This is a genomic window from Psychromonas ingrahamii 37 (genome assembly GCF_000015285.1).
GTDB classification, from domain to species: Bacteria; Pseudomonadota; Gammaproteobacteria; order Enterobacterales; family Psychromonadaceae; genus Psychromonas; species Psychromonas ingrahamii.
The window spans coordinates 3,493,007-3,507,923 of sequence record NC_008709.1; the positions used below are offsets into that span (position 1 = coordinate 3,493,007).

6 protein-coding genes are annotated in these 14,917 nt (G+C 46.3%); all 6 read right to left on the reverse strand.

Annotated features, from left to right (window positions below; genetic code table 11):
* Positions 1 to 149: 149 nt before the first annotated feature.
* The 6 genes from PING_RS14655 to PING_RS14680 all read right to left on the reverse strand — a co-directional run bounded on the left by PING_RS14655 (position 150) and on the right by PING_RS14680 (position 14,527).
* Positions 150 to 518, reverse strand: coding sequence for a hypothetical protein (locus tag PING_RS14655; RefSeq protein ID WP_011771102.1), 369 nt, complete (start codon positions 516 to 518; stop codon positions 150 to 152).
* 699 nt (positions 519 to 1,217) lie between these two features.
* Positions 1,218 to 2,432 (reverse strand): HlyD family efflux transporter periplasmic adaptor subunit, encoded by a 1,215-nt coding sequence (locus PING_RS14660; protein ID WP_011771103.1) that lies wholly within the window; start codon positions 2,430 to 2,432, stop codon positions 1,218 to 1,220.
* The gene (locus PING_RS14665; RefSeq protein WP_011771104.1) at positions 2,422 to 4,683 is read right to left on the reverse strand and encodes a peptidase domain-containing ABC transporter; all 2,262 of its coding nucleotides are present in this window, start codon (positions 4,681 to 4,683) and stop codon (positions 2,422 to 2,424) included. The genes PING_RS14660 and PING_RS14665 overlap by 11 nt, the downstream gene beginning before the upstream one ends.
* A gap of 1 nt (position 4,684) precedes the next feature.
* Positions 4,685 to 6,028 (reverse strand): TolC family protein, encoded by a 1,344-nt coding sequence (locus PING_RS14670; RefSeq protein ID WP_011771105.1) that lies wholly within the window; start codon positions 6,026 to 6,028, stop codon positions 4,685 to 4,687.
* 148 nt (positions 6,029 to 6,176) lie between these two features.
* The gene (locus PING_RS14675) at positions 6,177 to 8,846 is read right to left on the reverse strand and encodes a tetratricopeptide repeat-containing sulfotransferase family protein (protein ID WP_011771106.1); all 2,670 of its coding nucleotides are present in this window, start codon (positions 8,844 to 8,846) and stop codon (positions 6,177 to 6,179) included.
* Positions 8,847 to 9,427: 581 nt separating this feature from the next.
* On the reverse strand, positions 9,428 to 14,527 hold the full coding sequence (locus PING_RS14680) for a beta strand repeat-containing protein (protein WP_011771107.1): 5,100 nt from the start codon (positions 14,525 to 14,527) through the stop codon (positions 9,428 to 9,430).
* Positions 14,528 to 14,917 lie beyond the last annotated feature (390 nt).

Consider the following 14,917-nt stretch of genomic DNA (forward strand, 5'->3'; position numbering starts at 1 on the left):
AGTTAAAGAAAATACTTTTCCTTTAACTTAACCGGATGACTCACCAGCTTCTTTGGCATAGGTGCTGTTGTGATCGCTACGAATATAAATCGAAGTCACATTATTGACGTTCAAAACAGCGCTTAAATAGATAAAAATCACGACTTTTTTTACTTTTCATCTGCTAATGCATTAAAACCTTTGCCCAAAACATTCGAATAATTCTGTACGGAGAAGGGTTCAAGCTTAACACCTATACTGCCTATACGAACCCATATTTTAACAATCTGAAATGTTTCCCCTTCTTTGTCAGCGACGGTTTCTACGTTTTCGGCAACAATAATATCTTCGCTTTTGAATTCAAGCAAAGTGCCATTGCTTGACAGGGGATTCAGGCGCAAAAAAATTTTATTCGGTTCGGATGCACTTTGTTTCGCTTGCCCAACGTAAGGGACAGCTTCCCTGAATAAACGATTTCTGTTTGAATACTTTTCAAGTGCACGCTCGCGGCTAATCACTTCAATAATATTGGATATCATAACAATTCTCTTTTTTGTTGTTCAACAAATTAACAAAGTCTGCCTATCTGGCTGCCATTGCATGCCAAAAAACAGATTAACGAGATAAAAACCATCCCGCCGGGCTGCAGCCAATACAAATCGAATTATCCAGAATGTCCAATACTGACCCACACACGTTTATTACGCGCTGCGATATTGAGCTTCTGCAGATGACGACTTTCCATTTTTACTTTTAATCTTAATCTTAATCTTAATCTTTGATTCTGAGGTTCGCATATAAGGCTAAGTCATATAAATATCTGTCACTTTCGCCTTCCATTTTTTCTCTTTATTCTTCTCAAAAGCTTAGCCCACTATTGTGCTTTTTGGATTTTTTAAAAGACTTTTTTTCGGGTATATTCTTGAAGATTTTCAGGTTGCATCACAATCCATTTTTCAGCGAATATGATAACAATAATCCGATACCTGTAGGGTGCGCTCCGATTTCCACTGCTTGCTGTGTATAAAATGCAGAAAGACTTCAACTGTTGATTTAATGGTTATTTTAAGGATTTAATTTTTTGGTATAAGCGCATTTTCAGCGCTTATAAAGGAGAGTTTTAATCAGTAATGCAGTGGGGATCAGGCTAAAGCCAAGATCCCTTTACCGGCAGGATATATTGTATTAGCTCTGGGATAAACGGCAGCGTCACAGCATTGCGCCAAAAAGCCTTAAAACTAGCGCTCGCCAAAGGATTCAGAAAGCGTTTTGCGCAGTGGTTTTAACAAATAATTAAGCACAGTTCTGTCACTGGTTTTAATATCAACCTGCGCCGTCATACCGGGCAGTATTTCTAATACCCGACCTGACGTTGTGGTGACCGGCGAAGTTTGAGTTGTGACATGCACCCGGTAATAGATTTCTTCCCCCTGACCGGTCTCTTCTTTTAGTGTATCCCCACTGACATAGATAACCTCGCCGATAACACCACCATAAATGGTATAATCAAAGGGATCAAAACGTATGGTGGCCTGCAACCCCTTTTGCACTTGACCAATATCAGCCGGGCTGACCTTAGCTTCAATAATCAGCTCATCATCAACCGGAATAATCTGCATTAATTCATCCCCGCCGCGCAATACGCCGCCCAACGTCGTTACACGCACATTCTTAACAATGCCGGGCAGCGAGGCAATAAAAACACTGTCGGCTAGCTGCTGCTGACGCTGGGTTAAAATCTGCACATTCTGCGCTATTTCATCCTCCGCTTTTGCCAATTCCGAACTGACCTCTTCAAGGTACTTGTTTTTACGGTTAATAAGCTGCGCCTGTGCATCATTTAAGGCCCGCGCAGAACGGATAACTTCTGTGCGGTTAACATCACCCGAGCCAGACAGTTCCTTAATTAATTCAGCCTCTTCCCCTGCTAATGAAACGGCTACCTTAAGGGTGCGTAACTCTTCCGATAAACCCGTTTGTTTCTGCTCAAACAAAGCGCGTTCAACCTTCATTAAATCAGGAAAACGCTGCACCCCTTCCGGAAAAATTAAGCGCTTAGATCCGGTCACTTCAGCACGTAAGCGTGTCGCCTTAGCTTTTAAAGCCGATAAGCGCACATCGACTTCTTTTACCGCCGCACCAATACGCGTTTGATCTAACGTTGCCAATACTTCGCCTTTAGCAACACGATCGCCCTCTTTAACATTCAAGGTCGACAGGACGCCTCCATCGACCGCTTGTATAATCTGCACACGGCTGCTGGCAATCACCTCACCTGTCGCCCGCGCAACTTGATCGATACGAAAGCTTGCTGACCAGAAGCCAAACCCTATCATACCTAATAATAATACCCATAAAACCACGGAATAATTGCGCCGATAATACCCTTCTAATCGCGCGGCCTTCTCTTTACCGCCAGCGTCATCATCTCCAAAAAAACTATCAAATAACATTGTTTGATTCCTTCTTTATTACGTCCTGATTAAAGCTTTTAGGCGTCCGCAGTCCCGATGGCTTAGTAGCGGCGGGGGTGTTGCGCTGCATTATTTTCGGCAGTACGGTTTCCGGTTTGCCATCGGCTAAGATCTCACCACGCTGCATAATAATCACCCGGCTGGCCAATCGAGCAGCTAAAGCAGGCTTGTGGGTGGAAATAATCAGAATGTCATCGGCTTTTACATGTGCACTAATGGCAGCTAAAATCTGTTGTTCACTTTCATTATCCAGCGACGCAGTTGGTTCATCCAGCAACCAGATCTTCGGCTGTGCTAAAAATACCCGTCCTAAGCCAACCAACTGCTTCTGTCCGCCCGACAAACCTTCTCCCCCTTCACTGATCGCCAAATCCATCCCCATCGGACTGTCGGCAACAATACGTTCAATCCCTAACTCTTTTGAAATCTGCAGGAGATGGGAATCACTCACTGCACCGGAAAGTGCCAGATTACTGCGTAATGTACCCTTAAAAAGATGCACATTCTGTGGTAAATAACTGACATGATCCGAAACTATATTAGGATCGATCTCCCATAAGTCAGCATCACCCAAACGTACTCGGCCCTCACTGGGGCGATATAAGCCGGCCAATACCTTTAACAACGTTGACTTACCTGAGCCAATCGCACCAAGCAACACCACTCGCTCACCGGCCTTAAAGGTTAATGTATCTATTTTTAACTGCCGAACAGGGGATTCCGGATAGGAAAAACTCACGGCGTCCAATGCCACACTGTCAGGCGCCTGTTCAGGCAACAGCAGGTTTTGATCAGCATGGCGCTCACTATCAAGCAGCAAGACCTGATTAACCATGTCTAACGCCTGAGAGACACTTTGCCATTGAGAAAGATACTGAATGCCCTGTGAAACCGGGGCAATCACCCGCCCGCCAAGAATACTGCAGGCAATCAAGGCACCCATGGTCAGATTACCCGCTTCAATCTGTCCGACACCCACCACAATTGCACAGACATAGGCCGCGGTCGAAAGGCTGCCGGTAGTCACAGTGGCAAAATTACTGATCGCTTTTTGACGGATATTATAACGGGAAATAGTCGTGGTGATCTCCTGCCACTGCGTTGAAAAACGCCAGTTCGCATTACTCGCACGAATTGATTCTGCGCCTTGAATAACATCCACCAGCAGCCCTTGACGTTCATTAGAGCGCATCATCTGCGCTTTTAATAAACGCCGTAAGCGTTTCTGGGTTATCCATCCTAATATTGCTGCAACGGGTAGCAGCGCCAGATAAACCCAACCGATATGGCCACCGATAATTGCTATAATAGCGATAAAAAAGAGTGCAAAGGGCATATCAACCAGCGCAAATACAACACCGGAGCTAAAGAACTGCCGTACCGAATCCAGACCGCCCACCTGTGCTGCAAGCGTCCCTAAACTGCGCGGTCGCGAGTCTAACTGCAAATGCGTGACATGATCAAATACCTGTTGCGAGACCGCTTTATCAACGGCGCAGCTGACACTGTCCAGTGTGCGAGCGCGCACCGTTTTTAACAGCCAGTCAAGCGACAGTACAATAAACATGCCGGTCACCAGGGTCGTTAACGTCGCATAAGCCAGCGTCGGTACAACACGATCATAAACCTGCATGGCAAAAATCGAGGTGGCCACGGCCAGAAAATTAATAATCACAGTGGCGATGATAATATCGACTAACCAGCGCCGCGTTTTAAACATTTCAGTAAACACTAATCGCGCTGCTATATTTCCCTTAAGCGAAAAAATAGAGCTCTGCTCCTGTTTTGGCGGTGTGCGCAACCACAATACAATTGCCTCTTCTAAGACCTCTTCAGAAAAATCACGGCATTCCCCCGCGTCATCGGTTAAGGTTAATTGCCCGTCGCTGCCCTGCTCAATCAGCTGCCATTTACCCTGATAAAAAATCAGCGCGGGTAAACGGCGTTGATCAAAGCGGCTCCAGCGAAGCTGTGCGGCCTGCACCCCCTGCAATTTCAGCGTATGCGCAATAAAACTGAAACGCTTGGCGGGTGCTGCATCGGTTAGCGATTTATCGGCCTGCTCGCAGGCTTGTATTAATGCGCCCATCTGCACTGAAATATCCAGACGTTCAAAAAGTAATTTTAATACTTTGGCGGGTAAAGGTTGCTCTTGCAGAGAACCGTCAAATTTTGCTGAGCTATCCTCTCCTGAGTCCAGCTGTGCTGCCTTTTTTTGCATATCAGTCATGTTATTCTTCAGCTTCGTTTAAACGGTTTTGATTTAGCCCGGCTTGTTGATCTAAACCACCGGTCAGTGATGCCACGCGTAAGGATAAAATTAACCAGTCATTTTTACTCTGCACTAATTGCATTTGTGAGGCAGTCAATTCACGTTGCATATTTAACAGCTCCAACCATGATTTCCGGCCTGTTTCGTATTGTCGCAAAAATGAATCCAGAGTTTCCTGCATGGCATTAACGGTCTGTTGATAAGCATGTATTAACCCCTGCTGTACCTGGCGGTTAAGCATCAATGAGCTAATGCGGCGGCGGGTATCATTAATCGAGCTGTCCAAATCATAGCGCGCAGCCGCCAGACGAGACTCAGCCCCTTTTACCCGGCCTCGCGCGACGAGTCCCAGCCCTTCAAAACTGCTTTCAAAAGTCAGGCCGGCACGCAGATCCTTATTGCCGCTTGTACTGTCTAAAAGATCGGCTTCCGCTCTAAGGTAGATAGTCGGTAATGACGCCAGTTTTTCTGCTTTAAGCCCCAGTTTGACCACCTGTAAATTCTGCCTTTTAAGGAGAATATTGGCTTCTTGATCAATCGCCAGACGCTGAACAGCTACATTTGAGGGTAATAGGGCCAATTGAGGATCAACGGCAAGCTCGGTTGAGACTAAAATCTGAGTCAGGTTTTGCAGCTCAGATTGCGCATCCGACAGCTCTCCTTTAATGGACAGCAACTGCGTCTGTGCCTGCAGCAAACGTGCATAAGCCAAGCGCATATCCGCTTCTGAGGATAACTGGCCTTCTTGGCGGCGAGCAAGGCGATCATAATAGCTTTGATGCGCCTCAGTATTAATTTCCGCAACCTCTGCGCGCAGTTTTATACCCTCTATTTTTGCGTAAACTGTTGCCGTATCTTCAAGCAGCTGGCGTTGAATATCCAATAAACGCCACTGCTCGGCATTAACCTCAGATTCTGCCCGCGCAATTTCTGTATCAATTTTACCAAAGGCCCAGAGAGGCTGATCCAGCCGTAAGGTAGCCTGATCATAATTATTATTCACATTACTGCCCAGCGTGGACAGTGTCGGATAACGTTTTGCTTTGGCACTGGAGACCCCAAACTGCTGCGCTTCAAGTTCCGCCTGCTTGCCTTTTATCATGGGGTTATGAGTCATGGTCGCACGCAGTGCAGCAGCCAGCCCGGTAAACGGTTTATCCACGTTTGCCTGAGCCGTTAACGGCAAACGAGCGGCTTCTAGCAACAGCGGATCAGTCTCGGCCTGTCCCGTCGTTACCATAACACTGCAGAGTGTTAACAATAAGAGCTTTACAGGTTTAAAGTTGGCATATTTTATTTGCATATTTAATTATCTTCTTGGTTATTATTTTGCCTAAAAAAATGGTCAGGAGCAGGAAAATCAGTCCATCTAGCACAACCACTAGCAGCTTTAAGATCTCACTCAAAAAAGCAGCTAAAGGGTGACATTTACCAGCCTAATTCACTTGTGCCTACAGGCTGTTAGGGACTGCAAAATCATTATTATCGATTTGCGAATCCGCAGCCTGAGGATCCTGAGCAGCTTGCAGCGCTTGCACTTTTTCTGTCTCACCATTTAGCTGGTACGCTTTAATTAAATTATCCCGCCACTCTTTATGCCAGGGCGCTTTTTCAAGCGCTTTTTCAAGCAGCACGATACCATCATCAAAGTGATTTTTACTTAAATAAACCAAGCCCAGCATATAATTGCACGCCGCATGTTCAGGATTGTGATGCAGCATCTTTTTAAAGTTCAGCTCAGCCCCATCTAAATCGTTTTCTTTATACAGCGCCACACCTTCGGTTAAAAATCCCGCTTTGGGTAAGGTCAGCATATCGTCAATCGGAGGGGCAATGATTTTAGCATTGGTGCCTTTAATTAACGGCTGCAGATGGTTTTTATAACGCTTCCATTTCGCTTTCGAAGTTTTATAGATAGGCTGGCGCACCTGCCAGACACTTGCGGTCTTAACAGTCCGTTCAAGTTCATTAAACTTAAGCACCTGCGGCTGCCACTGCACGCCGATATAATCAAGCATCTTACGCGCAGAGCCTTCCAGATCATCGACCACATCTTCGTAGTTGACCTCCAAAATTTCACCGGGAAAGGTCTGCTGCCAATGATGCATTAACAGATTGTGGTCGGCCAGTTGCTCACCGATGGTTTCAAGGTCATAAGCAAACCCCATACCACCGTGTTTAGCCTGATAATCGGTAAAATAATTGGAAATGGCAATATCACGCGGGTCGCGGCGCACCGAAATTATTTTAGCATTAGGAAAAAGAAATTTGATCAGACCGATATTTTCAAAATTATGGGGCAATTTATCAACGATATGTTTGGCATCGGGTTTCTCCTCAGCGGCCAGTTCGATAAGCTCTGTAAGGACATTATTGGCAATGCCTGAACTGGTATAAGCATTGATATCATCGATGCAGTCGGGATAACTGCGTCCCGAACCAACGTGACGTTCCCAGCGGCTAAGTCCCTGTACAACCTGGGGGATCACTCCCAGCTCACCGGCGCCAAAAATATCACTGTGGCCCGATAAAATCTGCTCAACCAGCGTGGTGCCCGAACGCGGCATGCCCAGGACATAAACGGGCACATTCGAATCAATACCACTGTCTTTTCGATGTTCAAATAATGGCTTACAAAAAGCATGGCGCAGACGCGCGCACTGTTTGCGGTGCGCTTTACCGTCATAGGGCAAAAATTGTTTACTGGCAGCATTAGCCTGATTTGCAAAGCCAAACGCCTTATCAAATTCCTTGCGTTTTTCCCAGGCTGAGGCCAACTGAAACAAAATGCCCGCTTTCAGGCTGCCTTCAATGCTCGGTTGCTTAGCGGCGGCGGCCATTTTATCGAGGGTCTCGACATCTTCGGGAAAACGCCTTGCATTGATCAGCGCCGAATGACCTTTGATCGGATCAATTTGTTTAACCCGCTCAAACAGTTCAAGGGCTTCATCAATATGGCCCTGCTGCATCAGCTGTTGTGCTAGCCCCTGCAGTGCAGGCAGAAAATGCGCGTGTTCGGTAAGAATATCACGGTAGAGTTTTTCCGAGAGGTCAAAATTCTGCTCCTGACTTTCTACCTGCGCCAGCACATTACTGGCTTGCGCCCGTAGCCACTTTATCTCCGCAAGCGGCTGCTCGGGTGTTTCTGTCAATGCCTGCGCCAATGCCACGGCTTTTTCGGCCGCTTTGCGCGCTTTTTGATCAAACCGGTGCACACAGGCGCTAGAGAGCTGCACCCAGAGATTAATGTTTTGATCATCATTTTTAAGCGCATTCTGAAGCAGATTGACCGCCTGCATAAAGTGTCCCTGCACCTGCGCGAGTTCCGACAGGGTCAGGCATAAGTCACTGTTGCCTGAATACTGCTTAAAATACTCGCGCAGAATATCGCTGGCCTGCTGATGTAAATCCGACTCGGCCAGTAAACGGCTGTACTGTTTAAGGCAATGAATAAACAATGCTTCTTCGCACTCTCCCGCCTGCTGCTGCTCACACAACTGCTGCAGCCAGTCTTCGGCTTGGGCAAAGTCTTCATTTTTTAACCAAAGCTGCAGCTGCACAGTATTAAACTGTAACCAGTACTGCTGATAAATGCCGGTAAGCAGCTCGTCATACTGTTGCTCAAGCTGCTCAAAAGCCTCGTCCAGCTGCCCCTGCGCCTGTTGATAGTGGGCCTGATTCAAATACAAGTTAAGCAGATTACCATGCACCACTAGCCGTGAAGGCTGCAATGCCAGCGACTGCTCAAAATGCTGTTGCGCACTGCTAAGATTGTCCTGTAATAAACAGCAATAACCCAGACGCGCATACGCCAGCGCATGCATCGGCTGCTCAATCAGAATCTCCGTGAGCATGCTATTAGCCTGTTCGAGTCGCTGCATCACAATTAACACCGCAGCCAGATCGCAACGGCCATCGCAGTCCAGCTCAGCCAAAGACTCAAATGCCTGCTCATAACGTATTTCTGTCTGCTGTTTCAAGCCCAGATGGGCACAGGCAGTTGCCAATAACGGTAAAATAGCCGGATTTTCAGTTTGCTGATACAGGCTTTCAGCCATTTCTTTTAACGGGCCATGTTGCTGCTGTTCAGCCATTTTTCTTAATATATTCAGTTCATTCATAAAGCGTTCACTTATCAGATATATAGCGCTTGTGGTGCATGGAATGCACCCTACTAATAACATAACCCGCAGGAGGTGCTCCGATTTTTTGTAATTATGGTCGATAAAATACTCACGACTAATAACATAACCCGCTGGGGGCGCTGCGCGCAACGATTGTCTGTGTTATTCAGAAAATTCATTATCATTCGTTATTAGCCCAACGGTTATCATAAACACCCTATGCAGATAACCGCGGCTTGTGGTTTATAAAAAGGCACCCTAGCGATTGTATAGCAGAGTGTCCCCACGCGTAACAAGCATTATTAACGAAACATAAAACAGTGCATAAAATGGGCCCTAGCCAGCTGTTCAGCCAATTTTCTTAATATTTTCAGTTCATTTATAACGGCTTACTGTATGGTTATTTTTAAGTTCAAAATTCTTTTTAAGTTAAAGTAGTTTTGAAGTTTAAAACAGCCAGTGAAATTAATCAGATCAAGCCAGAGAGAAGATTCTTTTAACCGCTAAATTAAAAAGACCCCGGCAGTCTTAACTGTGGGGGTCTTAAACAGGTTTAATAAATACCTAAAGGCAATTAATTAAGTCATCCAGCCAGCGGAACTTGCTCCCCCTGTCCAGAAAGTCAATGTTCTGGGAATAGGTGTGGTGACAGGGACTCCTGGCGGCCCAAACGGCACTCCTATCGGCCCAAACGGCACTCCTATCGGCCCAAACGGCACTCCTGTCGGCCCAAACGGCACTATAGGCCCCGGAGAGGTCCATTCAAGCTTGCCATCCAGGTAATCTCCATCAAAGATACTGTCTGTTGAGAAGGTAAAAGTATCATCGCCATCAAGGTTAGCCCCCCCGGTCCATTGCGTCGAATTGGTTGCCACTGAATCGGACGCTGCAGTATAAATGGTAATATGATAGACAGTGCCGGCGGCAAAGGCATTAGTCCCGTTATCCGTTGTATCGCCAGTATTGAGGTTGAAAAACACTTCGACTGCGCTGCTAGTCACCGTATCTACCGCCTGTACTGATTCAGTCGCCACCAGGCTATTATTGGCCGCGGTATCCTGCGCAACATTAGCTGCCACATTAACGGTGATATCCGCAACACTCTCTGCACTTGGGGTAACGACCAAAGTATATTGGCTGCCTGAAAGGGCAGTAAATGCCCCTTTTGTGCCCCCCGTCAAAGTGACATCATCAGCACTAAAGCCGGTCACATTCTCACTAAAGGTAAAGGTATAGGTGACATCGCCCGTGGCCGTTGCGGCTGTATCATCACTAATAATTACCGTCGGAATAACAGTATCCACGGCTTGCACGGATTCAGATGCAACAAGGTTATTATTGCCCGCGGCATCCTGCGCAATATCAGCTGCCACATTAACGGTGATATCCGCAACACTCTCTGCACTTGGGGTAACGACCAAAGTATATTGGCTGCCTGAAAGGACAGTAAATGCCCCTTTTGTGCCCCCCGTCAAAGTGACATCATCAGCACTAAAACCGGTCACATTCTCACTAAAAGTAAAGGTATAGGTGACATCGCCCGTGGCCGTTGCGGCTGTATCATCACTAATAATTACCGTCGGAATAACAGTATCCACGGCTTGCACGGATTCAGATGCAACAAGGTTATTATTGCCCGCGGCATCCTGCGCAATATCAGCTGCCACATTAACGGTGATATCCGCAACACTCTCTGCACTTGGGGTAACGACCAAAGTATATTGGCTGCCTGAAAGGGTAGTAAATGCCCCTTTTGTGCCCCCAGTTACAGTGACATCCTCAACACCAAAGCCGGTCACATTCTCACTAAAGGTAAAGGTATAGGTGACATCGCCCGTGGCCGTTGCGGCTGTATCATCACTAATAATTACCGTCGGAATAACAGTATCCACGGTATCCACGGCTTGCACGGATTCAGATGCAACAAGGTTATTATTGCCCGCGGCATCCTGCGCAATATCAGCTGCTACATTAACGGTGATATCCGCAACACTCTCTGCACTTGGGGTAACGATCAAAGTATATTGGCTGCCTGAAAGGGCAGTAAATGCCCCTTTTTTGCCCCCAGTTACAGTGACATCCTCAACACCAAAGCCGGTCACATTCTCACTAAAGGTAAAGGTATAGGTGACATCGCCCGTGGCCGTTGCGGCTGTATCATCACTAATAATTACCGTCGGAATAACAGTATCCACGGCTTGCACGGATTCAGATGCAACAAGGCTATTATTACCCACAGCATCGATCGCAACATTACCTGGCACATTAACGGTGATATTCGCAACACTCTCTGCACTTGGGGTAACGACCAAAGTATATTGGCTGCCTGAAAGGACAGTAAATGCCCCTTTTGTGCCCCCCGTCAAAGTGACATCATCAGCACTAAAACCGGTCACATTCTCACTAAAAGTAAAGGTATAGGTGACATCGCCCGTGGCCGTTGCGGCTGTATCATCACTAATAATTACCGTCGGAATAACAGTATCCACGGCTTGCACGGATTCAGTCGCCACCAGGTTATTATTGCCCGCGGCATCCTGCGCAATATCAGCTGCCACATTAACGGTGATATCCGCAACACTCTCAGCACTTGGGGTAACGATCAAAGTATATTGGCTGCCTGAAACGGCAGTAAATGCCCCTTTTGTGCCCCCGGTTACAGTGACATCCTCAACACCAAAGCCGGTCACATTCTCACTAAAGGTAAAGGTATAGGTGACATCGCCCGTGGCCGTTGCGGCTGTATCATCACTAATAATTACCGTCGGAATAACAGTATCCACGGCTTGCACGGATTCAGATGCAACAAGGTTATTATTGCCCGCGGCATCCTGCGCAATATCAGCTGCTACATTAACGGTGATATCCGCAACACTCTCTGCACTTGGGGTAACGATCAAAGTATATTGGCTGCCTGAAAGGGCAGTAAATGCCCCTTTTGTGCCCCCAGTTACAGTGACATCCTCAACACCAAAGCCGGTCACATTCTCACTAAAGGTAAAGGTATAGGTGACATCGCCCGTGGCCGTTGCGGCTGTATCATCACTAATAATTACCGTCGGAATAACAGTATCCACGGCTTGCACGGATTCAGATGCAACAAGGTTATTATTGCCCGCGGCATCCTGCGCAATATCAGCTGCCACATTAACGGTGATATCCGCAACACTCTCTGCACTTGGGGTAACGACCAAAGTATATTGGCTGCCTGAAACGGCAATAAACGCGCCTTTTGTGCCACCCGTCAAGGTAACATCAGCAGCACTAAAATCTATATCTTCGTTAAAAGTAAAGGTATAAATCACTTCACCCGTCGCCGTTGCGGTCGTATCATCACTAATAATTACCGTCGGAATAACAGTATCCACGGCTTGCACGGATTCAGATGCAACAAGGTTATTATTGCCCGCGGCATCCTGCGCAATATCAGCTGCTACATTAACGGTGATATCCACAACACTCTCTGCACTTGGGGTAACGATCAAAGTATATTGGCTGCCTGAAATGGCAGTAAATGCCCCTTTTGTGCCCCCGGTTACAGTGACATCCTCAACACCAAAGCCGGTCACATTCTCACTAAAGGTAAAGGTATAGGTGACATCGCCCGTGGCCGTTGCGGCTGTATCATCACTAATAATTACCGTCGGAATAACAGTATCCACGGCTTGCACGGATTCAGATGCAACAAGGTTATTATTGCCCGCGGCATCCTGCGCAATATCAGCTGCCACATTAACGGTGATATCCACAACACTCTCTGCACTTGGGGTAACGACCAAAGTATATTGGCTGCCTGAAACGGCAGTAAATGCCCCTTTTGTGCCCCCGGTTACAGTGACATCCTCAACACCAAAGAGGCGCACATTCTCACTGAAGGTAAAGGTATAAGTCACATCGTCAATAGCCGTTTCGCTAATGTTATCCGTGATCGTTACTGTCGGTACAGTGGTGTCAATGGCATAATTACTGCTGTTACTGACATAACCCGTATTACCCTCAATATTAGTATAATCGCTACCTAGCGAAATCAGGTTAGTGGCATCATCAACACCTGCATCAGGCGTTAAGATCGCAGTGTAAATCCGCGGGTTATCCGTGACACTCAACTCACTCAAAATGGCGTTTTCAACGGTGATATCATTAATATCAAAGCCGCTTACCGCTTCATTAAAAGTAATAGTGACTAAGCTGGTTTCACCCACTTTAAGGGCTGTATCACTGAAGTTTACGCTGCTGATCACAGGCCCGGTGAAATCCACGCTGATGATTGTTGCCGGGCTTACTTGTTGGGTATTTATTTGCGATGTGATCCCAATACTGCCTTCACCCGCTACATCAACTTTGGCTTTTGGCACCAAAATAGTGGCAACACCCTCCAGCAGATTGTCAGCGCTGACCACAACACTCTGATTTTGATCTCCCCAGTGAATGTTGACCGTATCCCCGGCAGTAACATTTGCAACCTGCACACTGACACCCTGATCAGCCTCAGCTTTATTAATACCGTTTTTTGCTGCCGCAATCACTGGCCCCACAATAAGCGCATCGGCCAAATCGGCCAAATCAGCATTATCACTGGCTTCAAATTTAACCACCCCAGCCTGCAACAGCTCAACACCAGTCTGAGTTAACGCCAAGGTGCCATCTTCCTGCCTAACCATAAATGCTGTTAATTGCGCAAGAGTGGCATCGATACTACCGGTGGTACTGTCGATGCCCGATAACAACGCCAACACATTACCGTATTGCTCTGCATTGCTCGTGCCATCAATACTGTTATAATTTTCGTCCAGTACCGTTGTTACCAGCGCTAAAACATCTTCAACACCAAATAATTTAGCAACCTGCTCATTCTCTGTTACATTTTCTTCAGTGACTTTATTGTCATCTAGGACGCCCGCCTGACGTACTGCCAGCTCACTCAAAGGGGTAATACTCATGCTGACATTACCTGTGCCGTCCGTCACCGTCATGGCGCGCAGTGAACTGCCCAAGCTGACAAGCTGCCCGGTCGTTTCATCCAAATAGTCGCCACCATCGCCATTAGCATCAATCAACTTAGCTAATAGTGGTCCCTGATAACCATTGTCAATAGTAAAACTCACCGGCCCAGTGCTAAAATCATGGGTTTTGCTTCCCAGCAGGTTGCCATTTTTATCATATAATTCTACAGTAGCAACTGCTATAAAGGGCCCGGCGGCGGGATTTAAGGTAACCTCGTAACTGTCCGTATTATTAACCAGTGCAATTGCTCCAGCAGCACCGGCAAGCAGGCCACCGGCCCATGCTGAAGGCGGCAAACCTAAAAAATCAGCACTCTCTTGTGCTGTCCAGACAACGGCGGCTTCGCCACTATCACTTACTGAAACGCTCTCCAGCAGATCTGAACTGCTCACCGCCATGCCCTCACTAGGGGTGACAGTGCCATCGGCCGAGAAAGTTGCGTTCATCTCTGCACTATAAAAACCGTCAATATGCGCAACGAGATCACCTTCAACTTCAATCTCTAAATCATCACCTTTACGTTTTAAGACCAACGCTTCTGGTGCTTGCTGAGTATCCTGTTCAACCAAGGTATAAACAGCACCCATTGATGCAGTCAGGGTTTGTAATTCAAGTAAAGCAAGCGTTTGTTGCTTACCATCTGGTAACGCAATACGTAAAATTAATGCAGTCATTTCAGTACCTTAAGAAGTAACGGAAGATAATAATAATAAATTATAATAATCTATTATTATTTTTTATCTATACCTGAGATAACAACTATTCCAAAATTAATAAATAAATAGTAATAAATTGACCAAAAAAAAACTAATAATTAATAAGAAATTAATAAGAAATAAATAAGAAATAAATAAGAAATAAATAAAGAATTGACCAATTACTGCGTTCTCTCTAACGAAGCCACGTAAACGGGATAAGTGACTCGTGTCTTCGACTTAAATAAACCTATTCATTTTTCTTGTCAATTTCATTTTAAAACAAGGTATTGAGTTGGAAAATAAAGTGTTGAGTTGGAAAATAAAGTGTTGAGTTGGAAAATAAAGTGTTGAGTTGGAAAATAATAA

Excerpts from the sequence above, each read along its gene's own strand:
- PING_RS14655 (WP_011771102.1), bottom strand. The coding sequence starts at position 518 with ATGATATCCAATATTATTGAAGTGATTAGCCGCGAGCGTGCACTTGAA.
- PING_RS14660 (WP_011771103.1), bottom strand. The coding sequence starts at position 2,432 with ATGTTATTTGATAGTTTTTTTGGAGATGATGACGCTGGCGGTAAAGAG.
- PING_RS14665 (WP_011771104.1), bottom strand. The coding sequence starts at position 4,683 with ATGACTGATATGCAAAAAAAGGCAGCACAGCTGGACTCAGGAGAGGAT.
- PING_RS14670 (WP_011771105.1), bottom strand. The coding sequence starts at position 6,028 with ATGCAAATAAAATATGCCAACTTTAAACCTGTAAAGCTCTTATTGTTA.
- PING_RS14675 (WP_011771106.1), bottom strand. The coding sequence starts at position 8,846 with ATGAATGAACTGAATATATTAAGAAAAATGGCTGAACAGCAGCAACAT.
- PING_RS14680 (WP_011771107.1), bottom strand. The coding sequence starts at position 14,527 with ATGACTGCATTAATTTTACGTATTGCGTTACCAGATGGTAAGCAACAA.